Origin of the sequence: Conexibacter arvalis (genome assembly GCF_014199525.1) — a bacterium.
Classification (GTDB): Bacteria; Actinomycetota; Thermoleophilia; order Solirubrobacterales; family Solirubrobacteraceae; genus Conexibacter; species Conexibacter arvalis.
Genome location: NZ_JACHNU010000006.1, coordinates 268,854 through 289,105, shown reverse-complemented (window position 1 = coordinate 289,105; position 20,252 = coordinate 268,854). Strand labels below are relative to the sequence as shown.

At 74.6% G+C, this 20,252-nt stretch carries 17 protein-coding genes; 11 read left to right on the top strand and 6 right to left on the bottom strand.

Annotated features, from left to right (window positions below; translation table 11 throughout):
* Nucleotides 1-27 precede the first annotated feature (27 nt).
* Both BDZ31_RS19390 and BDZ31_RS19385 read right to left on the bottom strand, forming a co-directional pair.
* Nucleotides 28-780, bottom strand: coding sequence for an MBL fold metallo-hydrolase (locus BDZ31_RS19390; protein WP_183344183.1), 753 nt, complete (start codon nucleotides 778-780; stop codon nucleotides 28-30).
* A gap of 116 nt (nucleotides 781-896) precedes the next feature.
* Complete coding sequence (locus BDZ31_RS19385; RefSeq protein ID WP_183344181.1) at nucleotides 897-1,469, bottom strand: Lrp/AsnC family transcriptional regulator; 573 nt, start codon at nucleotides 1,467-1,469, stop codon at nucleotides 897-899.
* Nucleotides 1,470-1,637: 168 nt separating this feature from the next.
* Between BDZ31_RS19385 and BDZ31_RS19380 the strand changes: the two genes are divergently transcribed.
* The 9 genes from BDZ31_RS19380 to BDZ31_RS19340 all read left to right on the top strand — a co-directional run bounded on the left by BDZ31_RS19380 (nucleotide 1,638) and on the right by BDZ31_RS19340 (nucleotide 13,761).
* Nucleotides 1,638-2,708 (top strand): Glu/Leu/Phe/Val dehydrogenase dimerization domain-containing protein, encoded by a 1,071-nt coding sequence (locus BDZ31_RS19380; RefSeq protein ID WP_343075637.1) that lies wholly within the window; start codon nucleotides 1,638-1,640, stop codon nucleotides 2,706-2,708.
* A complete protein-coding gene (locus BDZ31_RS19375; RefSeq protein WP_183344179.1) occupies nucleotides 2,705-6,331 on the top strand; it encodes an indolepyruvate ferredoxin oxidoreductase family protein in 3,627 nt (1,208 codons plus the stop codon). Before BDZ31_RS19380 ends, BDZ31_RS19375 begins: the two co-directional genes overlap by 4 nt.
* A gap of 28 nt (nucleotides 6,332-6,359) precedes the next feature.
* Entirely contained in the window at nucleotides 6,360-7,550 is a 1,191-nt protein-coding gene (locus BDZ31_RS19370) for a M20 family metallopeptidase (protein WP_183344177.1), read from the top strand.
* A 124-nt stretch (nucleotides 7,551-7,674) separates the two neighbouring features.
* Nucleotides 7,675-8,505 carry an ABC transporter ATP-binding protein gene (locus tag BDZ31_RS19365; RefSeq protein WP_221243185.1) on the top strand — a complete coding sequence of 277 codons (831 nt, stop codon included), beginning with the start codon at nucleotides 7,675-7,677 and terminating at the stop codon, nucleotides 8,503-8,505.
* A complete protein-coding gene (locus tag BDZ31_RS19360) occupies nucleotides 8,505-9,299 on the top strand; it encodes an ABC transporter permease (protein WP_183344175.1) in 795 nt (264 codons plus the stop codon). Before BDZ31_RS19365 ends, BDZ31_RS19360 begins: the two co-directional genes overlap by 1 nt.
* The gene (locus BDZ31_RS19355; protein ID WP_183344173.1) at nucleotides 9,299-10,123 is read left to right on the top strand and encodes an ABC transporter permease; all 825 of its coding nucleotides are present in this window, start codon (nucleotides 9,299-9,301) and stop codon (nucleotides 10,121-10,123) included. The genes BDZ31_RS19360 and BDZ31_RS19355 overlap by 1 nt, the downstream gene beginning before the upstream one ends.
* A 27-nt stretch (nucleotides 10,124-10,150) precedes the next feature.
* Nucleotides 10,151-11,230 carry an ABC transporter substrate-binding protein gene (locus BDZ31_RS19350; protein ID WP_183344171.1) on the top strand — a complete coding sequence of 360 codons (1,080 nt, stop codon included), beginning with the start codon at nucleotides 10,151-10,153 and terminating at the stop codon, nucleotides 11,228-11,230.
* Nucleotides 11,231-11,486: 256 nt separating this feature from the next.
* Nucleotides 11,487-12,515 (top strand): dimethylarginine dimethylaminohydrolase family protein, encoded by a 1,029-nt coding sequence (locus tag BDZ31_RS19345; protein WP_183344169.1) that lies wholly within the window; start codon nucleotides 11,487-11,489, stop codon nucleotides 12,513-12,515.
* Complete coding sequence (locus BDZ31_RS19340) at nucleotides 12,502-13,761, top strand: hydantoinase/carbamoylase family amidase (RefSeq protein WP_183344166.1); 1,260 nt, start codon at nucleotides 12,502-12,504, stop codon at nucleotides 13,759-13,761. Before BDZ31_RS19345 ends, BDZ31_RS19340 begins: the two co-directional genes overlap by 14 nt.
* A 2-nt stretch (nucleotides 13,762-13,763) precedes the next feature.
* On the opposite strand, the gene BDZ31_RS19335 is transcribed toward BDZ31_RS19340, so the two are convergent.
* A complete protein-coding gene (locus BDZ31_RS19335; RefSeq protein ID WP_183344164.1) occupies nucleotides 13,764-14,195 on the bottom strand; it encodes an Lrp/AsnC family transcriptional regulator in 432 nt (143 codons plus the stop codon).
* 120 nt (nucleotides 14,196-14,315) lie between these two features.
* Here BDZ31_RS19335 and BDZ31_RS19330 point away from each other — a divergent pair, with 120 nt between their 5' ends.
* Nucleotides 14,316-15,911, top strand: a complete 1,596-nt coding sequence (locus BDZ31_RS19330; RefSeq protein WP_183344163.1) for an aminotransferase class I/II-fold pyridoxal phosphate-dependent enzyme — start codon at nucleotides 14,316-14,318, stop codon at nucleotides 15,909-15,911.
* Here the strand turns inward: BDZ31_RS19330 and BDZ31_RS19325 are convergent.
* From BDZ31_RS19325 to BDZ31_RS19315, 3 genes are all read right to left on the bottom strand, one after another.
* Nucleotides 15,880-16,782 carry an agmatinase family protein gene (locus BDZ31_RS19325; RefSeq protein WP_221243184.1) on the bottom strand — a complete coding sequence of 301 codons (903 nt, stop codon included), beginning with the start codon at nucleotides 16,780-16,782 and terminating at the stop codon, nucleotides 15,880-15,882. The genes BDZ31_RS19330 and BDZ31_RS19325 overlap by 32 nt on opposite strands.
* Nucleotides 16,783-16,936: 154 nt before the next feature.
* Nucleotides 16,937-17,860, bottom strand: coding sequence for a LysR family transcriptional regulator (locus BDZ31_RS19320; RefSeq protein WP_183344158.1), 924 nt, complete (start codon nucleotides 17,858-17,860; stop codon nucleotides 16,937-16,939).
* A complete protein-coding gene (locus tag BDZ31_RS19315) occupies nucleotides 17,857-18,342 on the bottom strand; it encodes a DUF6265 family protein (RefSeq protein ID WP_183344156.1) in 486 nt (161 codons plus the stop codon). Before BDZ31_RS19315 ends, BDZ31_RS19320 begins: the two co-directional genes overlap by 4 nt.
* Nucleotides 18,343-18,554: 212 nt before the next feature.
* Here BDZ31_RS19315 and BDZ31_RS19310 point away from each other — a divergent pair, with 212 nt between their 5' ends.
* Nucleotides 18,555-20,237 carry an ABC transporter substrate-binding protein gene (locus tag BDZ31_RS19310; RefSeq protein ID WP_183344154.1) on the top strand — a complete coding sequence of 561 codons (1,683 nt, stop codon included), beginning with the start codon at nucleotides 18,555-18,557 and terminating at the stop codon, nucleotides 20,235-20,237.
* Nucleotides 20,238-20,252: the final 15 nt, after the last annotated feature.

The window sequence follows — 20,252 nt, the reverse complement described above, 5'->3', positions numbered from 1 at the left end:
CGGCGGTCCGCGCCGAACGGCGGCGGCTCAGGCGACGCCCGCCGCGCGCGCCTGCGCGACCGCCGCGGCGGCGCCGTCGCGCCACGGCTCGCCGTGGCCGGGGAGGAGGACGGTCGCGCCGGTGGCGGCGAGCGCGTCGAGCGAGCGCAGCGCCCGCTCGCTGTCGGCGGTGGCGGCGCGCGCGACGATCCGCGGGCCGGTCGCGCCGGTGTAGGGGTCGAGCGTGACGAGCGCGTCGCCGGCGATCACCGCGTCGCGGTCGGGGAAGTGGAGCGCGACGTGGCCGAGCGTGTGCCCGGGGGTGAAGACGGGAACCGGCGCTCCCGGCAGCGGCAGCGGCAGCGGCTCCGGCTCCGATCCGAAGCGGCGGACGACCCGCACGCCGGGCGCGAGGAAGGCGCCGCGGAGGCCCATCTCGGCGACGATCCGGGCGCCGTCGGGGTGGGTCGCGAGGCACCGCAGCGTGCTGCCCTCGCGCGTGTACTGGCGCGGCTTGCGCGCGAGCGGGACGTCGTCGTCGTGGACCCAGACCTCGACGCCGAGGCGGGTGCGCGCGAACTCGGCGAAGCCGACGTGGTCGAAGTGGGCGTGCGTCAGCACCAGCGCGGCGATCTGGTCGACGCGGCGGCCGAGCTGGCGCAGTGCCCGCGCGAGCGACCGGCGGGAGGCCGGCAGGCCGGCGTCGATCAGCAGCAGCGCGCCGTCGGCCTCGGCCACGTACCAGTTGACGTGGGCGTCCTCGACGCGGTGGATTCCCGGTGCGACGTCCGTGGCGAGCATCTCCGCGTCAGCTACCCGTGTGCGCGGGCGCGAACGCCGCCGCTTCGCCACGGTGCGTCCGGGTAGCTGTGCCCCATGACCGAGAGCGAGAGACGTCCGGAGCGCAGACCCGGCGACTACGACCCCGCCGAGGATCCCGACACCGATCCGCCGGCGAGCGGCGAGCGCCCCGACGAGGGGGCCGAGGGCGAGGAAGCGGCGTCCGGCGACGACGACGCCGGCGAGCGCTGAGGGCGCCGCCGCGCCGAGCTGCCCCTGCGGTCGAGCACGATCAGCGACTTCGTGCCCGTGACGTTGCGGCTGCGACGCAGCTCGTTGACGACCTGCTTGAGATGGGCGACGTCGGCGACGCGGATGCGGACCAGCGCGTCGGGGTCGCCGGCCATCGTGAAGACCTCGCGCACCTCCGGCCGCCGCGCCATCTCGTCGGCGACGACGTCGGCGTCGGCGTCGCCGTCGAGGCGGACCTCGGTGAAGGCCTCGATCTCGGCGCCGAGCTTGCCGTGGTCGACGAGGACCGTGTAGCCGGCGATCACGCCCAGCTGCTCGAGCCGGTCGACGCGCCGCTTGACCGGCGCCGGCGACAGGTTCACGTGCCCGGCGATGTCGGCGATCGTCCGCCGGGCGTCCTCCTCCAGCAGCGCCAGGATCCGCCGGTCGGTCTCGTCGATCTGCACGCGCTCGCTCATCGGACCACCGTACGTCCGCCGCTGCGAAAGCGCAAGAAGCATGAAGCGATGTGCGAGTGGGCATCGCGAAAATTGCGCGTTCGGCAAGAAACGCGCGTGTCAGTTGCGTGACGACGGCCGCGTCGGCTGTGCTCCCGCCCGTCAGCCGAACGGTGAAGGAGAGCGGTCGTGGAGAGGGCGTTGACGCAGGAGGGCGGGACCTGGGCGAGCGAGCAGCTCGTGCTCTGCCGGGACGAGGAGACCGGCCTGCGGGCCGTGATCGCGATCGACGACACGACGCTCGGGCCGGGCCTCGGCGGGGTCCGCAACCGCGCCTACGCCGACGACGCCGAGGCGATCTTCGAGTGCCGTCGGCTCGCCGCCGCGATGACGCTCAAGAACGCGGTCGCGGAGCTGCCGTTCGGCGGCGCGAAGGCGGTGATCCTCGACGACGGCCCGGTCCCCGACCGCGAGGCGCTGATGCGCCGCTTCGGCCAGTTCGTCGCGCGCACCGCCGGCGCCTACCTTCCCGGCGTCGACATGGGCACGACCGTCGGCGACCTCGCCGTCGTCCGCTCGGCCGGCGTCGAGGTGTCGTGCGCCGACGAGGACCCGTCGCCGTGGACGGCGCTCGGCGTCGCGGCCTCGATCGTCGCGGCGGTCGAGCAGCTCGACGGCCGCGAGGGGATCGAGGGCGCGACCGTGCTCGTCCAGGGGGCCGGCCACGTCGGGGGCGCGCTCGCGCGGGACCTCGCCGGCAGAGGGGCGCGGCTGCTGGTCGCCGACGTCGACGCCGGCCGCGCCGAGGCGCTCGCGAGCGCCGTCGACGGCGCGGTCGTCGCCGCCAAGGAGGCGCTGACGACGCCCTGCGACGTGCTCGCGCCGTGCGCCGTCGCGCGCGTCGTCTCCGAACGGACCGTCGATCGCCTCGCCTGCCGCGTCGTCGCGGGCGCTGCGAACGACACGCTCGCGACCCGCGCCGACGCCGAGCGGCTCGCCGCGCGCGGGATCGCCTACATCCCCGACTTCGTCGCCAACGCCGGCGGCGTCGTGCAGATCCACGCGCTGCGCAGCGGCCACGACGAGGCGCGGCTGCGCGCCGACGTGCTCGAGATCGGTGAGCGCGTCCGCGAGCTGCTGGCCGACGCCACGGCGGAGGGCGAGACGGCGCTGACGGTCGCCGAGCGGCGCGCCGCCCGCATCCTCCGGGACGCCCGCGCCCGGCGCCGGGCCGAGGCTGCTGCCGGAGCGCTCGCATGAGCGCGCTCGCCACGCTCCCGCGAGCGGACGTCTCGCTGGAGGACAAGTACGCGGCGGAGTCGGGCGCGATCCTGCTGAGCGGGATCCAGGCGCTGGTGCGGATCGCGCTCGACCAGCGCCGGCTCGACGTGCGCGCCGGCCGCAGGACCGGGATCTTCGTCAGCGGCTACCCCGGCTCGCCGCTCGGCGGCGTCGACCGCGAGCTGCAGCGCGAGCGCAGACGGCTCGCCGCCGCCGGCGTCGTCTTCCGGCCGGGCCTCAACGAGGAGCTGGCCGCGACGGCGGTCTCCGGCACGCAGCTGATCGGCGAGCTGGAGCGGCGGCGCGTCGACGGCGTCACCGGCTTCTGGTTCGGCAAGAGCCCCGGCCTCGACCGGGCGGCGGACGCGATCCGCCACGGCAACCTCAGCGGCACCGCGCCGCTCGGCGGGGCGGTGGCGTGGATCGGCGACGACCCGGCGAGCAAGTCCTCGACGGTTCCCAGCTCCTCGGAGCCGATCTGCCGCAGCCTGTTCGTGCCGCTGCTGGCGCCCGGCGACGTGCGCGAGCAGCTGGAGCTGGGCCTCCACGCGGTCGCGCTGTCACGCCATGCCGGCCTCTGGAGCGGGTTGAAGGTCGTCGCCGACATCGCCGACGCGAGCGCCGTCGTCGAGCTGGACGGGCTGCTCGACGCGATCCCGCAGCTGCCGCCGCGCGCCGCTCAGAGACCGCCGGTGCTGCTGCCGCCCGGCAACCTCGACGCCGAGCACGACCTGATGGTCGCGCGGCTGGCGCGCGCCTCCGAGTATGCGCGCACGGCCGAGCTGAACCGGATCGTCTTCGAGCCGCGCCGGCCGCGCGTCGCGCTGATCGCCGCGGGGTTGGGCTTCCAGGCGATCGTGCGGGCGCTCGACGACCTCGGGATCGACCGCGCCGCGTGCGAGGCGATCGGGCTGCGGCTGGTGAAGCTGTCGATGCCGTGGCCGCTGGAGCGCGACGAGCTGCGCCGGCTGCTCGGCGGCGTCGAGACGGTGCTCGTCGTCGAGGACAAGCTGCCGTTCCTGGAGCAGCTCGTGCGCGACGCGCTCTACCGCCTGCCGGAAGCGCCGCGCGTGCTCGGCAAGGAGGACGCGGAAGGCGCGCCGCTGCTGAGCGCGCGCGGTGCGCTCTCCTCCGACGACGTCGCCAGGGCGATCGGCCGGGTGCTCGGCGCCGACGCGCTCGGCGAGCGGGCGCGCGCACGGCTGGGGCGGATCGAGCAGCGGCGCGACGCGACCGGGAGGCTGGTCCCGCTGCCGAAGCGCACGCCGTACTTCTGCTCCGGCTGTCCGCACAACGTCTCGACCCGCGCCGACGCCGAGCAGCTCGTCGGCGTCGGGATCGGCTGCCACATCATGGTCGCGATCGACGACGGCGACCGCCGCGGCAGGCTGCTCGGGATGCCGCAGATGGGCGGCGAGGGCGCGCAGTGGATCGGGCTGGAGCCGTTCACCGACGACGAGCACTTCATCCAGAACGTCGGCGACGGCACCTTCCACCACTCCGGCTCGCTGGCGATCCGCGCCGCGGCCGCCGCCGGCGCGCGGATCACCTACAAGCTGCTCTACAACGACGCGGTCGCGATGACCGGCGGCCAGGACGCGACCGGCCGCCTGCAGATCCCCGAGCTGACGCGCTGGCTGGCGCTGGAGGGCGTCAGACGGATCGTCGTCACGACGCCGGAGCCGCACCGCTACCGCGGCGTCTCGCTCGACCCGATCGCGACCGTCCGCCACCGCGACGAGCTGGCCGCGGTCGAGCGCGAGCTGGGCGCGGTCGACGGCGTGACGGTGCTGATCCACGACGACCGCTGCGCGACCGAGAAGCGGCGGCTGCGCAAGCGCGGCAGGCTGGAGGCGCCGGCCGAGCGGATCTGGATCAACGAGCGCGTCTGCGAGGGCTGCGGTGACTGCGGCGAGCAGTCGACCTGCCTCTCGGTCGTGCCGACCGAGACCGAGTTCGGCCGCAAGACGCAGATCCACCAATCCTCCTGCAACCAGGACTTCACCTGCCTGAAGGGCGACTGCCCGTCGTTCCTGACGGTGGTGCCGCCGAAGGCGCAGGGCGGAGGCGGGGGCGGGCGCGGGAGCGCGAGAGGGACGCCGCCGGAGCCGCCGGCCGTCCTGCCCGCGCCCGTGATGCGGGTCGGCCGCGACGCGCTGCTGCGGATGCCGGGCGTCGGCGGGACCGGCGTCGTGACCGTCTCGGCGATCGTGCAGATGGCCGCCCACCTCGACGGCCGCTGGGCCGCCGGGCTGGAGCAGATCGGGCTGGCGCAGAAGGGCGGCCCGGTGATCTCCGACATCCGCATCTCCGACCGGCCGGTCGAGGGCCAGCTGCGCGCCGGCGCCGGCAGCGCCGACGCGCTGATCGGCTTCGACCTGCTCGGCGCCGCCGCGCCCGAGACGCTCGCCGTCGCCGACCCCGAGCGGACGATCGCGGTCGTCAACACCGCGGCGACGCCGACGGCGCAGATGGTCACCGACACGACCGTCTCGTTCCCGGCCGCGCGCGGCCCGCGCAGGCGGATCGAGCGCGCGACGAAGGAGGGCCAGGCGCTCTTCCTCGACGTCGAGCAGCTCGCCGAGCGGCTGTTCGGCGACCACCTGCCGGCGAACATGCTGCTCGTCGGCGCCGCCTTCCAGCACGGCTGCCTGCCGATCGCCGCCGCGGCGATCGAACGCGCGATCGAGCTCAACGGCGCCGCCGTGAAGGCCAACCTCGCCGCCTTCCGCTGGGGGCGCGCCGCGGTCGCCGACCCGGCGGCGCTGGAGCGGGCGCTGGCGCAGGCGAGCGAGGGCGACCATCGCGCAGCGACCGGCGGCGGCGGGCCGGCCGGGACCGGCGACGCCGCGGCGGCCGGCGCTCCCCGGCTCCCGGGCGGTCCGGCCCGCGCGGCCGCACGGGCGCAGGCGCAGGCCGCCGCGATCGAGCTGCCGGCCGCGCCCGGCAGCGAGCTGCGGCGGCTGCTGGAGGTGCGGGTGCCGGAGCTGGTCGCCTACCAGGACCTCGCGTACGCGAGCCGCTACGCCGAGGCCGTCGGCGAGGTCGCGGCGATCGAGCGGGAGCGGACCGGCGGTGCCTCGACGGCGGTCGCCAAGGCGTACGCGCGCGGCCTCTTCAAGCTGATGGCCTACAAGGACGAGTACGAGGTCGCGCGCCTCCACCTCGACGTCGCCGACCGCGCCCGCCGCGAGCACGAGCTGGGGGAGGGCGCGAAGGTCAAGCTGATGCTCCACCCGCCGCTGCTGCGGGCGCTCGGGATGAGAAGGAAGCTGGCGATCGGCACCGGCGCCGTCCCGCTGATGCGCACGCTCGCCGCGGCGAAGCGGCTGCGCGGCACGCGGCTGGACCCGTTCGGCTACGCCCACGTGCGCAGGGTCGAGCGCCGGCTGGTCGGCGAGTACGACCAGCTCGTGCGCGGCACGCTGGAGCGCCTCGACGCCGGCAACGCCGCGCTCGTCGCCGAGCTGGCCGACCTGCCCGACCTCGTGCGCGGCTACGAGGAGGTGAAGCTTCGCAACGTCGAGCGCTTCCGCACCCGCGCCGCCGAGCTGCTGAGACAAATCGATGCCCGCCCGCGTTCTGGAGACAGTAGCCTGTAGACACCTACGGAGAGAAAGGTGGCATCGCATGGCCGGTGTGGTGGAGCTGGACGAGCTGAAGCGACGAGTGCTGCGGCGGATCGACGGGCTGCGGCCGGAGATGGAGCGCATCAGCGCGGACATCCACGCCAATCCGGAGCTGGGCTTCGAGGAGGTGAAGGCGAGCGGGTGGCTGTCGTCGTTCCTCGCCGACCACGGCTTCACGGTCGACCGCGGCGTCGCCGAGCTGCCGACCGCCTTCCGCGCCGAGCGGCGCGGCGGCGACGGGCCGACGGTCGGGCTGCTGGCCGAGTACGACGCGCTGCCGGGGCTGGGCCACGGCTGCGGCCACAACCTGATCGGGACGGCCTCCTGCGCGGCGGCGATCGCCGTCGGCGAGGAGTGGCCGGAGGCGCCGGGGACGGTCGCGGTGATGGGGACGCCGGCCGAGGAGGGCGGCGGCGGGAAGATCCTGATGCTCGAGCGCGGCGCCTTCGACGGCGTCGACCTCAGCATGATGTTCCACCCCAGCTACCTCAACCAGATCAACACGCCGAGCCTCGCGGCCGGCAACCTCACCTTCCGCTTCCACGGCAAGCCGGCCCACAGCGCCGTCCACCCCCATCTCGGCGTCAACGCCGCCGATGCGGCGATGCTGCTGTTCGCGGGCGTCAACGCGCTGCGCCAGCACGTCACCTCCGACGTGCGGATGCACGGGGTGATCGCGCAGGCCGGCGACAAGCCGAACATCGTCCCGGAGCTCTCGGTCGTCGAGTTCATGGTCCGCGCCGACCGGCGCGAGTACATGGAGGAGCTGGTCGGGCGGGTGCTCGACGTCGCCAGGGGGGCGGCGCTGATGACCGGCTGCACGGTCGAGGTCGACCGCGGCCTGACCTACTTCGACGCGCGCCACTGCCCCAGCCTCGGCGAGGTCGCGCGCGCGAACTTCGCGCTGGTCGGCCTCGCGGAGGACCCGCTCGACGCCAGATCGCCGAAGGCGTCGGGCGACGGCGGCAACGTCAGCCACGCGATCCCGCACCTCGGCGTCACGCTCGCGATCGCCGACCACCCGATCGCCGGCCACAGCGTCGAGTGGCGTGAGGCGGCGGCCTCCCCGTTCGGCGGCGAGGCGATGGTCAACGCGGCGAAGGTGCTCGCGCTGAGCGTCTGCGACGTGCTCGCCGATCCGGAGCTGCTCGAGCGTGCGCGCGCCGAGCACCGCGTCGCCGTCGGCGGCTGAGCGAGCGGGCCGGGCCTGACGCTGTCCTCATGGACAGCGTCCTGGCTACTGTGTACAGTCGCCAAATGAGATGTGTCGGCCACGGGGCGCTCCCCGTGGCCACCGGCTTTGGAGAGGTGGTTCGATGGATGATGTGCCGGACAGATCCGGCGCCGGAATGGTCGCCGTCCCGGTGGCCGGCCCGGCCGCGATCACGGTCGATCGCGTCACGAAGGTCTTCGACGGTGGCGACCGTTCGGTCACCGCGCTGGAGGATGTCTCGTTCGAGGTCCCGCGCGGCGGCTTCGTCTCGTTGATCGGCCCGTCGGGCTGCGGCAAGTCGACGCTGCTGCGGCTCGTCGCAGGCCTGCTGCCGGCCAGCGGAGGCGAGATCGCGGTCGGCGGGATCGCGCCGCGCGAGGCGCGTCGCAAGCGGCAGTTCGGGATCGTCTTCCAGCAGCCGATCCTGTTCGACTGGCGCACCGTCGCGCAGAACGTCGGGCTGCCGATGGAGCTGCTCGGCCGATCGCGCGCGGAGATCGACGCGCGCGTCACCGAGCTGCTCGGGCTCGTCGGCCTCGCCGACTTCGCCGACCATCGGCCGTGGGAGCTGTCGGGCGGCATGCAGCAGCGCGTCTCGATCGCCCGCGCGCTGACCCTCGCGCCGCCCTACCTGCTGATGGACGAGCCGTTCGGCGCGCTCGACATGATCACGCGCGACCGGATGGCCGACGAGCTGCTGCGGATCTGGTCGGAGGAGATCGACACGACCGTCCTCTTCATCACCCACAGCATCCCGGAGGCGGTGCTGCTCTCCGACCGCGTCGTCGTCCTGAGCGCCCGCCCCGGCCGCGTCGCCGCGACGGTCGAGATCGACCTGCCGCGGCCGCGCAGCGCCGAGGTGCGCGAGACGCCGGAGTTCTTCGCCCTGGAAAGCGAGCTGCGCCGCCAGCTGCTCGCGGCGGAGCAGGCGTGATGGGCGGCCGCAGCCGCCGCGCCGCGACGATCGCCGCGACGCTCCTGCTCGTGCTCGGCGTCTGGTACCCGCTCGCCGGGCTGATGGACGCCAGCGGCGACGAGCTGGCGTCGTCGAAGCTGCCCTATCCGCACAGCGTCGTGCGGCCGGTGCTCGAGAACCCCGGCACGCTCTTCGACGCCGCCTGGGCAACGCTCTCCACGGCGCTGCTCGGCTTCGTCGTCGGCGGGGCGATCGGGATCGTGCTGAGCGTCGTGATGGCCCAGGCGCGGTGGATCGAGGCGGCGACGCTGCCGTACCTGCTGCTGGCGCAGATGATGCCGCTGATCGCGCTGGTGCCGTTGATCCGCTCGATCGTCAAGAGCGACAGCCTCACGCGCCTGCTGATGGCGGCGTTCGTGACCTTCTTCATCGTCACGCTGTCGGCGCTCCGAGGCCTGAAGGACTACGCGCCGGCGGCCGACGAGCTGTTCCGCGCCTACGACATCGGGCGGCTGAAGCGGCTGCGCCATCTGCGCTTCCCGTCGGCGATGCCCTACATCTTCAGCGGTCTGAAGCTGGCGGCGCCGCTGAGCCTCGTCGGCGCGATCGTCGTCGAGCTGATGAACGCCCGCAGCGGCCTCGGCTTCCTGATGCTCTCCGCGCTCACCTTCGGGCCGGCCCAGGCGCCGATGCTGTGGGCGGCGATGCTGGTGACGCTCGCGATGGGCCTCGCGCTGTCGCGCGCGGTCGGGATCGCCGAGCGGCTGCTGACGCCCTGGCAGATGCGCTTCCGCGGCGAGGGGGGACGCTGATGAGCGGCGTGACCTCCGCCCGGCGCCGGCGGAGCCGGAAGCGGCTCGACCGGGAGACGGCGCTCGCCGTCGGCGCCCCGCTGGTGCTGCTGGCGCTGCTGCTGTGGACGTGGCAGGCCGGCGTCTGGAACGACCTGCTCGGCGTCAAGTCGTTCACGCTGCCGGCGCCGAGCGCGATCTGGGATGCGTTCGGCGAGAGCGGCGACGAGCTGCTCAGCAACACGCTCGTGACGCTCGGCCCGGCGATGCTCGGCTACGCGATCGGCAACGGGCTGGGCGTGCTGGCCGGGATGGCGCTGACGTCGCTGCCGCGGCCGACGGCGGCGCGGCTGAGCGCGTCGCTGGTCGCGGTGCAGGCGACGCCGCTGGTGGCGCTGGCGCCGGTCGTCTCGCTGTACATCGGCGCCGGCACCGCCTTCAAGGCGACGATCGTCGCGATCATGTGCTTCCCGTCGATGGTCGTCTACTCGCAGGCCGGCTTCACGAGCGTCGAGACCTCGGCGCTGGAGTACATGGACTCGATGGAGGCGACCCGCCGCCAGGTCTTCCGCAAGCTGCGCTTCCCGGCGGCCGTGCCGTACATGTTCACGGCGCTGCAGTACACGACCGTGCTGGCGCTGATCGGCGCGATCGTCTGCGAGACGTTGAAGGGCCGCAACGGCCTCGGCTACATGATGATCGAGCAGCTCGCCGGCTTCGACGCGCCGCTCGCCTGGGCCGCGCTCGTGACGCTGTCGGCGATCGGCATCGCCTGGTACGCGGCGGTCGGCCTCGTCGAGGGGCTGGTCGCGCCATGGAAGACGGCCCGCAGACCGGGCCGTTGAGCAAACCCGCAACACCGGAGGAATGAGATGAAGCGGCTCCATTGGGCCGTGGTCGTCGTGCTGCTGTCGCTCGGGCTGGCCGCCTGCGGCTCCTCGAGCGACGACGACGGCGGCGGCGGCTCGGGCACGACAGCGCGCGCGGAGGACCTGAGCGGCAGATGCACCGGCGAGAAGGTCAAGTTCCAGCTGTCGTTCTTCCCGAACGCGCAGTTCGCCGGCTGGCTCGTCGCCGACAGACAGGGCTTCTTCGCCGAGGAGGGGCTCGACGTCGAGCTGGTGCCCGGCGGCCCGCAGACGCAGGTCGAGCTGGCGCTCGCCGACGGCAGCGTCGACGTCGGGCTGATCGACTTCACCGCCGGCGCGACGGCGCGGCAGAGAGGCGCGCCGATCACCTACGTCGCGCAGGTCTACCACCGCAACTCGGTCGCGTACGTCTCGCTGAAGAGAAGCGGGATCGAGAGACCGGAGGACCTCGAGGGGAGAAAGCTCGGCGTCCAGCGCGTCTCGGCATCGATCGACGGCCTCAACCCGCTGGTCGTGCTGCTGCTGCAGAGAGCGGGGCTGGGCACCGACGCGGTCGAGAAGGTGCCGGTCGGCTTCGGGATCGAGGACCTGCTCGCCGGCAAGGCCGACGTGATCCCGGCCCGCGTCTTCTTCCACATCGCGCAGTTGGAGAGCGCCGGCTACGACTACCCGGACGGCGTCAACGTCCTCAACCCCGACGACTTCGGCATCGACCTCGTCGATCACGGCGTCGCGGTCAACGACGACTACCTCGCCGACAACCGCCAGGCCGTCGCCTGCCTGCTGCGCGCCGGCAAGAAGGGCTGGGAGGCGGCCGTCGCCGACCCGGACGCGGCGGTCAGAGACGTGATGGCCTTCCTGCCGAAGGGCTCGAGCAACGCGAGAGACCAGGCGATCGACGTCGCCGAGACGCTGAAGCTGATCAAGCGCGACGGCATGAGCGACGCCGAGCTGATGAGACTCGACATGGACGCGATCGACGCGACCGTCGACACGATGAAGAGATTCAGACTGTTCGACGAGGAGTTCGACACCGGCGACTACGTCGACACGACCCTCTGGGGCGTGCTCGGCGAGAGCTAGGCCGATCGGCCGCGGCCGCGCGCGCGGCCGCGGCGTCGCGGAGCCGCCGCCGCGCCGGGGGCGCCGCGGCGGCTGGGCGGGGCGCGCTGGAGGTTCGCACGGCTTCGCGACCGACGATCGACCAGGCCGATCCGAGTTCCCCCTCCCGCGATTGATCCGCGCGGGGCGCTGCGCCAGATTGGGCGCGCGCCCGGCGCCGGGCCGGGCGCGGCGCGGCGACCGCCGCGGCCTCCTCACCGAATCGCAGGTCCTCTCGATGCCCAGATTGATCCCCTCGCTCGCGGAGCTGGACGGCTACGACCGGCTTCCCGACGGCTTCCACCAGCTGCTGACGCCGCCCGAGCCGGAGCCGCCGTTCCACGACGTCGGGGAGCTCGAGCGGACGTGGGGATGCCGGTGGGGCGCCGACGACGAGGTCTCGCGGCTGCGCAAGGTGCTCGTGCGCCAGCCCGGCGACGAGCTGGCCGCCGTGCGGGCCGACGCCTACCGGCCGGGCTTCGACGCCTTCGTCGACGAGGGCGGCGCATGGCACTGGACCGGCAGCGAGCCGCCCGACCTCGCGCGCCTGCACGCGCAGCACGCCGGCCTCGTCGCGGCGCTGCGCGGCGAAGGGGTGGAGGTCGTCGTCGCCGAGCCGCTCGCGCCCCGCTTCACGAAGGCGATGTACGTGCGCGACCCGCTCGTGACCGTCCGCGGCGGCGCGATCGTCGGGCGGCTGGCGCCGCGCATGCGGCGCGGCGAGGAGGCGGCGCTGACGCGCGAGGCGGCCGCGCTCGGCATGCCGATCCTCGGCACCGTCGTCGGCAGCGGGACGCTCGAGGGCGGGTCGTTCGCGAAGCTGCGGCCCGGCCTCGCGGTGCTCGGCACGTCGGTCCGCTGCAACGACGCCGGCGCCGAGCAGCTGCGCGAGCTGCTGCGGCGGATCGGATGGGAGCTGCTCGTCGTCCCGCTGCCGGGCTTCGTCGTCCACCTCGACATCCACTTCGCGATGGTCGACCGCGACCGCGCGCTCGTCAACGCGAACGGGCTGCCGTACACCTTCATGGAGGAGCTGGCGCGGCGGGGCGTCGAGTGCATCTGGGCCCATCCGGACGAGCCGTGGGCACTGAACCTGCTGACGCTCGCGCCCGGGCGCGTGCTGACCTCCGAGAGCGCGCCCCGCACCGCCGAGCTGCTGCGCGCCCGCGGCGTCGAGGTGATCGCGATCCCCTACGACGAGGCGCACAAGAACGGCGGCGGCGTCCACTGCTCGACACAGGAGCTGCTGCGCGATGCCGCGGAGTGAGCGGCTCGACGGCCTCGTCGACGGCGCGCGGGTCGTCGACGACCTGCGCGCGCTGGCGGCGCGGACCTCGTCGCCGGGCGGCGCGCAGCGCGTCGCCTGGACCGACCCGTGGCGGGATGCCCGCGACTGGCTGCGCGAGCGGCTCGCCGGCCTGCCGATCGCGGTCGACCGCGACGATGCCGGCAACCTCTGGGCCGAGCTGACCGGACCGCCCGGCGCGCCGGTCGTCGCCGTCGGCAGCCACCTCGACTCGGTGCCGGACGGCGGCTGGCTCGACGGCGCGCTCGGCGTCGTCGCGGGGCTGGAGCTGCTGCGCGCCGCCTGCGCCGCGCGCTGGGACGGGGCGACGCTGCGCGTCGTCGACTGGGCCGACGAGGAGGGCGCCCGCTTCGGCCACAGCCTGCTGGGATCGAGCGCCGCGTCCGGCCTGCTCGACGCCGAGGCCGCCGGGCGCCTGCGCGACCGCGACGGCGTCGCGCTCGCCGACGCGCTCCGCGCCGACGGGGTCGAGCTGCGGGAGATGGGCCGCGCGTCGGCGCGGATCGCCGACCTCGACGCCTATCTGGAGCTGCACATCGAGCAGGGGCCCGTGCTCGAGGAGGCCGGCGCGGCGCTCGCCGCGCCGGCCGGCTCGGTCGCGATCTCGCGTCGCCGCTTCGCCTTCTCCGGCGCCGCCGGCCACGCCGGGACGACGCCGATGGCGCTGCGCCGCGACGCCGGCGTGGCGGCCGCTCGGCTGACGCTGGCGGCGCGCGCAATCGCCCGCGAGCACGACGGGCTGGCGACCTGCGGCAGCGTCGCGCTCGCTCCCGGCGTGCCGACGGCGGTCGCCGCGACGGCGACGCTGACGGTCGACGCGCGCCATCGCGACGACCGGCGGCTGGCGGCGATCGTCGCGGCGATCGAGGCGGCCGCGCGCGAGATCGCCGTCGAGGAGCGCGTCGAGCTGCGCATCGAGGAGGTGTGGTCGTTCCCGGCGGTCGCGTTCGACGGCGAGCTGGTCGCGCTCGCCGCAACCGCCGCGGCTGCCGCGGACCCGGCGGCCGGCGGAATCGAGCTCGTCTCCGGCGCGCTCCACGACGCGGTCGCGCTCGCGCACGCCGGCGTCCCGGTCGCGATGCTGTTCGTCCGCAGCGCCGGCGGCGTCAGCCACAGCGCCGCGGAGGACAGCGCCGAGGCCGACCTCGTCGCCGGCACCCGCGCGCTCGCCGCGCTGGCCGAGCGGGTCGCGCGCCGCGCCTCCTGACCTCAGCGGTCGGGACGCGCGGCCGGCCGCTCCTCGAAGGCGGTCGACAGCACGATCGAGGTCGTCGGCTCGCCGTAGCGCATCAGCTCGTCGATCAGCGCCTCGAGCGCCTCGATCGAGGCGACGCGGACCTTGACGATGAAGGCGTCGCCGCCGGTCAGGCGGTGGCACTCGACGATCTCCGGGTGGTCGAGCGCCGCCTGCCCAAAGCCGCGGGCGCGCGTCTGCAGCCGGATGAACGCGACGATCGGCCGGCCCAGCGCGGCGTGGTCGACGCGCGCGCCGAAGCCGGTGATGACGCCGCGGTCGCGCAGCCGCCCGACGCGGTCGATCGTCGCGCTCGCGCTCAGCCCGACCTGCCGCGCGAGCGCCCGCATCGACATCCGCCCGTCGCGTTGGAGCGCCTCGACGATCAGCCAGTCGAGCTCGTCCATCGGCGTCGCGGTCGGGTGTCCGGGCGGCCGCCGAGCGGCCGTGCGTTCGTCCGGTCGAAGGTCGCCGGAACCGGACGAACGCCGTGGGCGGCGAGGCCGGCCGAACGTAGCGTTTCGGCCATGAGAACGACGATCCCGCGGCCGCCGGCCGCGAGCGCGCCGACGCGGCTCGCCGACGCGCTGGAGGAGGCGCTGGCCGCCGACCTCGCCCACTTCGCGCCGCCCGGCCACAAGCGCGCCGCCGCGCTGCCCGGCGCCGAGCTGCTGCGCCACGACATCCAGCTGCTCAACGGCGTCGAGGACCAGCGGCTGTCGCGCGGGCTCCTGAGCGACGCCGAGCGGGCGCTCGCCGACGCGTGGGGCGCGGCGTGGGCCCGGCTCTCGGTGCAGGGCTCGACCCACGCCAACACCGCGCTCTGCCTCGCGCTCGCCCGCCCGGGCGGCGAGCTGGTCGTCGCGCGGCACGCGCACAAGTCGGTGCTCGCCGGGCTGGTCGTCTCGGGCCTGACGCCGCGCTGGGTGATGCCGGAGGTCGGCGCCGACGGCGTCGTCGGCGGGATCGCGCCCGATCGCCTCGCCGCGGCGCTCGCCGCGGCGGAGGACCCGGTCGGCGCGCTCGTCGTCGACCCCGCGTACACCGGTGGCATCTCCGACCTGGAGGCGCTGCGGGCGGCGGCCCGGGTGCGGGGCGTCCCGCTGCTCGTCGACCAGGCGTGGGGCGCCCACCTTGGCTTCCACCCGGCGCTGCCGCCGTCGGCGCTGTCGCTCGGCGCCGACGTCGCCGTCGTCAGCCTGCACAAGACGCTGCCCGCCTTCACGCCGGCGGCGGCGATCCTTGGCGGGCCCTCCGGCGCGCTCGACCGCCGGCGGGTCGAGCTGGCCTTCGACGCGCTCCACACGACCAGCCCGTCGGCGGCGGTGCTCGCGAGCGCCGACCGCGCGCGGGCCTTCATGGAGCGGGAGGGGAGCGCCAGGCTGGGGGAGGCGCTGGCGCTGGCGGCGTCGCTGCGGACGCGCATCGCGGCGCTGCCGGGCGTGCGCTGCGACGACCCGGCCTCGCCGCCGCCCGGCGCGCGCTGGAGCGACCCGCTGAAACTCGTGATCGACGTCGCCTCCAGCGGCGTCGACGGCCTCGAGCTCGACCGGCGGCTGCGCGCCGCCGGGGTGCAGGTCTCGATGGCGGCGCCGCGGCAGCTCGTCGTGCTGCTGACGGTCGCCGACGAGGCGCGCGCCGCCGACCGCCTCGTCGAGGCGCTCGCGGCGGCGCTCGGCGGAGGCGCGGGCGGGGGCGGCGCGGCAGGCGCAGGCGCCGGTGGGGGAGGCGTCGGCGCCGGCGGGGGCGCCGCGGCCGCCGCAGGCGCCGGCGCGCACGCCGCGACCGGCGGCGCCGCCACCGCCGCGGCGAGCCTCTTCGCGCTCGACCCGCCGCCGGCCGTGCTGACCCCGCGCGACGCCTTCACGGCGCCGCACGAGACCGTCCCGCTGGCGGCCGCCGCGGGGCGCGTCGCCGGCGAGCTGGTGGCGCCGTACCCGCCCGGCGTCGCGGCGATCGTGCCCGGCGAGCTGGTCGCCGCCGAGACGGTCGCGTCGCTGCGCGCGCTCGCCGCGGCCGGCGTCCGCATGACCGGCTGCGCCGATCCGGCGCTGACGACGCTGCGCGTCGTCGCCGAGGGGCGCCGGCCGCTCAACGCACCGGCGCTGCGACGCGGTCGCTGACCGGCTGGGTCGCGGCCGCCCGCGCGGCCGCGACGACGAAGTCGAGCACCAGGCGCGCCGCGACGCCGGCGGTCACCCCGAGCGGGTCGCGCATCGGGTTGAGCTCGGCGACGTCGAAGGCGGCGACATGCGGCGCGAGCCGGCGCACGACGGTGCTGACGAAGGCGAACGGCAGCCCGCCCGGCTCCTGGTGCCCGACGCCCGGCGCGACGCTCGGGTCGAGGCAGTCGAGATCGACCGTCAGGTAGAGGCGCGCGCCGTCGGCGGTCGCCGTCGCGAGCGCCTCGTCGGCGACCTGCTCGGCGCCGCGCCGCAGCGCCTCGGCCGCGGTCAGCTGCGTGATCCCGCGCTCGCGGCACCAGTCGCGGAAGTCGGGGTAGTTGAAGCTCCGCAGCCCGACCTGCACGAGCCGCCGCGGCGAGCCCTGCTCCAGCTCGATCGCCCGTCGCATCGGGCTGCTCTGCGACAGCCGCCCCTGCGCCGGCGACTCGTCGACGAGGTCGAGATGGGCGTCGAGCTGGACGACGCCGAACCGCTCCGAGCGGGCGGCGAGCGCGCGCACCGCCGGGATCGTGATCGAGTGGTCGCCGCCGAGCACGATCGGGACCTCGCCGGCGTCGTGCGCGGCGCCGATCGCGTCGGCCGCGGCGGCGAAGGTCGCCTCGGCGTCGTGGCCGGCGATCGCGACGTCGCCGCGGTCGCGCAGCCGCAGGCCGCCGAGGTCGACGACGTCCCCCGCCTCGACGTCCCAGACGCGGTCGCCGCGGACGCGGTCGAGCCACCAGCCGATCGCGCCGCGCACCGCCTCCGGCCCGTAGCGGCCGCCGGGCGCGCCGAGCGACGCGCCGCCGTCCCACGGGAAGCCGATCAAGCTCAGTCGGCACGTCGCCGCCGCCGATCCTGAGAACGAAGCCTCAGCCACACCTGCTCCTTGTCGCGTTCGGGAATGCCCGCGAGTGCGGGGCGGCGATGCTAACGCTGCGAAGTTCTCGATCTCTTGCTCTGATGGATCGAGAAGATCGATGTCAGGCGTAGCGGACCGCGTCCTCCCACGACGTGATCGCGCGCAGATGGCGCATCACCGCGGTCGCCGTCACGGAGCTGCCGTCGCCGAGCACGATCGCCGAGACGTCGCGCGTGACCGGCTCGCCTTGCAGCGGCACCAGCGCGAGGTCGCCGCGCAGTCTCGGCACCGCCAGCTGCGGGATCAGCGCGACGCCGAGCTCGGCGGCGACCCAGTCGGCGATGACCGTGTAGCTGTCGGTGCGGCCGGCGATGCGCGGCTCGAAGCCGGCGCTCTGGCCGGCGCGCACCAGCAGGCGGTGGCAGGGGTGCTCGTCGGAGCCGGCGGTGATCCACGCCTCGCCGGCCAGCTCGGCGATCCCGATCGCGTCGCGGCCGGCGCACGGGTGGCTGGCCGGCAGCAGCAGCACGAACGGATCGGAGAAGAGCCGCACGACCGAGAGGCCCGGGACGGGGCGGACCCAGTAGTCGGGCGTCGTGTAGACGACCGCGACGTCGAGCCTGCGCTCGCGCACGTCGTCGACCGCCGTCGCCGGGATGTCGCACTGCTCGACCGTTATCCCGACGCCCGGGTGCTCGCGCCGGAAGGCGCGCAGGACGCGCGGCACGAAGGTCATGCCGGCGGTCCCGAAGGTCGACATCCGCAACATCCCCTCGCGCAGCGAGGCCGAGTCCTGCACGGCGCGCTCGGCCGCCACGAGCTGGCTCAGGATCAGCTCGGCGTGGTCGAGCAGCACGCGGCCGCGGTCGGTCAGCTCGACCCCCTTGCGGCTGCGCACGAAGAGGACCGTGCCGAGCTGGTCCTCGAGCGCCGCGAGATGGTGCGAGACCGTCGACTGGCTGTGCCCGAGCACGTGGGCGGCGCCGCCGAAGGAGCCCTCGCGGGCGACGGCCTCGAAGACGCGCAGGTGGTTGCTGCTGATCATCGGTCGGGCGCGGTCGGGGTGGCCGGCGACGGGGCCTCCAGCGGCGCCGCCCGGTGCTGCGCCGGGAAGATCTCCATCCGCCCGTCGGCCTCGCGCTCGAGCGAGGTGTACAGCCGGTCGCGATGGGTGCGGCGGTAGGTGATGCGCGCCAGCCGGCCGTCCTCCTGGCCCTCGAAGACCGCCTCGTCGTCGCGCGAGCGGACGAGCAGCCAGCGGACGGGCCGCCCCGCCTGCCGCGGCATCAGGCCGTGCGGCCCGAACGCCCGCAGCGAGAGCATCACGCCGCTGGCGCTCTGCTCGATCGTCAGGAACTCGAACAGCTGCACGCCGCCCGGGCTCGACCAGCAGTACATCCCCATCATCACGTCGCGCGAGACGCGCGTCCAGGTCTCCTCGATCGCGTCGTGCGAGCGTACGCCGACCCAGCGGCCGATCATGAACGCCAACGCGTCAAGCGCCGATTGCTTCTCCCCTGTGGTCACGGCGCCAGCGTACCGCGTCGGCAGGTGCACGCAACGATGATCTCGATCTCGTCGATGGAAGGGATGCAATCCGTCGATTGGCATCGATCGCGTTGCCGGCCTAGACTCGCCGCCTTGTCGGAGGACGGCACGGTCGTCCGGCGGAGGTCGGCCCCCCGTCAGGCCGGCAGGAGATGGCCCGTCAAACGAGCGGATGACTCATGGGAGAGGCGATGGTGCGAGAGGACCTGCGGATGGCGCGGATGCGTAGCCGGCACAGCGAGCTGGAGAACCACCTGATCGACGAGCTGCTCGCGGCGCGGCTCGACCGTCGCACCTTCGTGCGGCGGGCGACCGTGCTCGGGATGTCGATGCCGGCGGTCGCGACGATCCTGAGCGCCTGCGGCGACGACGGCCCCGCGGCCGGGACCGGCGCCGCGCCGGCCGCCGGCAGCGGCGTGAGAGGCGGCCTGCTGCGCGCCGGCGCGATCACGCCGGGCCGGGCGGTCGACCCGCTCAAGCTCGGCGACACCGGCTCGGTGACGCTGCTGTCGCAGACCGGCGAGTACCTCGCGCTCTCCTACGGCGAGCCCGAGCTGAGACCGATGCTCGCCGAGAGCTGGGAGCCGAACGACGACGCGACGGTGTGGACCTTCAAGATCCGCCAGGGCGTCAGATTCAACGACGGCACGCCGATGACGACGAGAGACGTGGCGGAGACGTTCAACCGCCTCGCCGACCCGAGAAACGGCACGAACGCGCTCGAGGTCTTCGACGGCTTCCTGTCGCCCGGCGGGACGAGAGCGGTCGACGAGACGACGGTCGTCTTCGAGCTCGACCAGCCGAACGGCTCGTGGCCGTGGCTGGTCTCCTCCGACAACTCCAGCGCGGTCATCCTTCCGGCCGGCTACTCCGGCGACTGGGAGAAGTCGTTCATCGGCACCGGGCCGTGGAGACTGGAGGCCTACACGCCGAAGGTCCGCGCCGCGTTCGTGCGCAACGACGACTACTGGGGCGAGCCGACGCTCGCCGACCGCCTCGAGTACACGCTGTTCGAGGACGAGGTCGCGATGGTGCTCGCGCTGCAGGCCGGCGACGTCGACCTGATCGGCTACTTCAGCGTCGGCGCCGGTCGCGCGCTGCTGGGAGACAGAGGCCGCTTCACCGTCAACGCGATCCGCTCGGCCGCCCATTCCAACTGGACGCTGCGGACCGACAGAAGACCGCTCGACGACCCGCGCGTGCGGCGGGCGCTGGCGCTGACGCTCGACCGCGACGAGCTCGTGAGAGAGCTGCTGCAGGGCTACGCCGACCTCGGCAACGACAGCCCCTTCGCGCCGGTCTTCCCGATGACGAACACCGACGTGCCGCAGCGCGCGCAGGACATCGAGCAGGCGAAGGCGCTGCTGTCGCAGGCCGGCCTGCCCGACGGCTTCGAGCTGGAGGTGACGGTCTGGAACACCGGCGTCAACGCCGCCTACGCGCAGCTGGCCCAGAACGCCGCGAGAGCGGCCGGCATCCGTCTGAGACTGACGATGCAGGACACCGCCACCTTCCTCGGCACGGGCGACTTCGGCAGCTCGCCGCAGCTCGACGTGATCTCCGGGATCGGCGACTGGGGCAGCCGCGGCATCCCCAACGCCTACCTCGCCGCCCAGCTGTCGCCGAGCGGCGTGCGCAACGCCGCGCACTGGAGAAACGACGAGTACGCGCGGCTGCTCAGAACGTACGTCGCCGAATCCGACCTGCAGGCGCAGCGGCGGACGGCGGGGAGAATCCAGGAGCTGCTGCTCGAGGAGACGCCGGTGATCTACGCCTTCTTCCCCAACTACCTGACGGCGGCGGCCACCAGCGTCCAGGGCATCGTGCCGACCGCGATGGGCCACATGCTGCTCGCGCAGGCGTCGAGAGCCTGAGGGCCCGCCCCGACT

Excerpts from the sequence above, each read along its gene's own strand:
- BDZ31_RS19390 (WP_183344183.1), bottom strand. The coding sequence starts at position 780 with ATGCTCGCCACGGACGTCGCACCGGGAATCCACCGCGTCGAGGACGCC.
- BDZ31_RS19385 (WP_183344181.1), bottom strand. The coding sequence starts at position 1,469 with ATGAGCGAGCGCGTGCAGATCGACGAGACCGACCGGCGGATCCTGGCG.
- BDZ31_RS19375 (WP_183344179.1), top strand. The coding sequence starts at position 2,705 with ATGAGCGCGCTCGCCACGCTCCCGCGAGCGGACGTCTCGCTGGAGGAC.
- BDZ31_RS19370 (WP_183344177.1), top strand. The coding sequence starts at position 6,360 with ATGGCCGGTGTGGTGGAGCTGGACGAGCTGAAGCGACGAGTGCTGCGG.
- BDZ31_RS19365 (WP_221243185.1), top strand. The coding sequence starts at position 7,675 with ATGGATGATGTGCCGGACAGATCCGGCGCCGGAATGGTCGCCGTCCCG.
- BDZ31_RS19360 (WP_183344175.1), top strand. The coding sequence starts at position 8,505 with ATGGGCGGCCGCAGCCGCCGCGCCGCGACGATCGCCGCGACGCTCCTG.
- BDZ31_RS19355 (WP_183344173.1), top strand. The coding sequence starts at position 9,299 with ATGAGCGGCGTGACCTCCGCCCGGCGCCGGCGGAGCCGGAAGCGGCTC.
- BDZ31_RS19350 (WP_183344171.1), top strand. The coding sequence starts at position 10,151 with ATGAAGCGGCTCCATTGGGCCGTGGTCGTCGTGCTGCTGTCGCTCGGG.
- BDZ31_RS19345 (WP_183344169.1), top strand. The coding sequence starts at position 11,487 with ATGCCCAGATTGATCCCCTCGCTCGCGGAGCTGGACGGCTACGACCGG.
- BDZ31_RS19340 (WP_183344166.1), top strand. The coding sequence starts at position 12,502 with ATGCCGCGGAGTGAGCGGCTCGACGGCCTCGTCGACGGCGCGCGGGTC.
- BDZ31_RS19335 (WP_183344164.1), bottom strand. The coding sequence starts at position 14,195 with ATGGACGAGCTCGACTGGCTGATCGTCGAGGCGCTCCAACGCGACGGG.
- BDZ31_RS19330 (WP_183344163.1), top strand. The coding sequence starts at position 14,316 with ATGAGAACGACGATCCCGCGGCCGCCGGCCGCGAGCGCGCCGACGCGG.
- BDZ31_RS19320 (WP_183344158.1), bottom strand. The coding sequence starts at position 17,860 with ATGATCAGCAGCAACCACCTGCGCGTCTTCGAGGCCGTCGCCCGCGAG.
- BDZ31_RS19310 (WP_183344154.1), top strand. The coding sequence starts at position 18,555 with ATGGTGCGAGAGGACCTGCGGATGGCGCGGATGCGTAGCCGGCACAGC.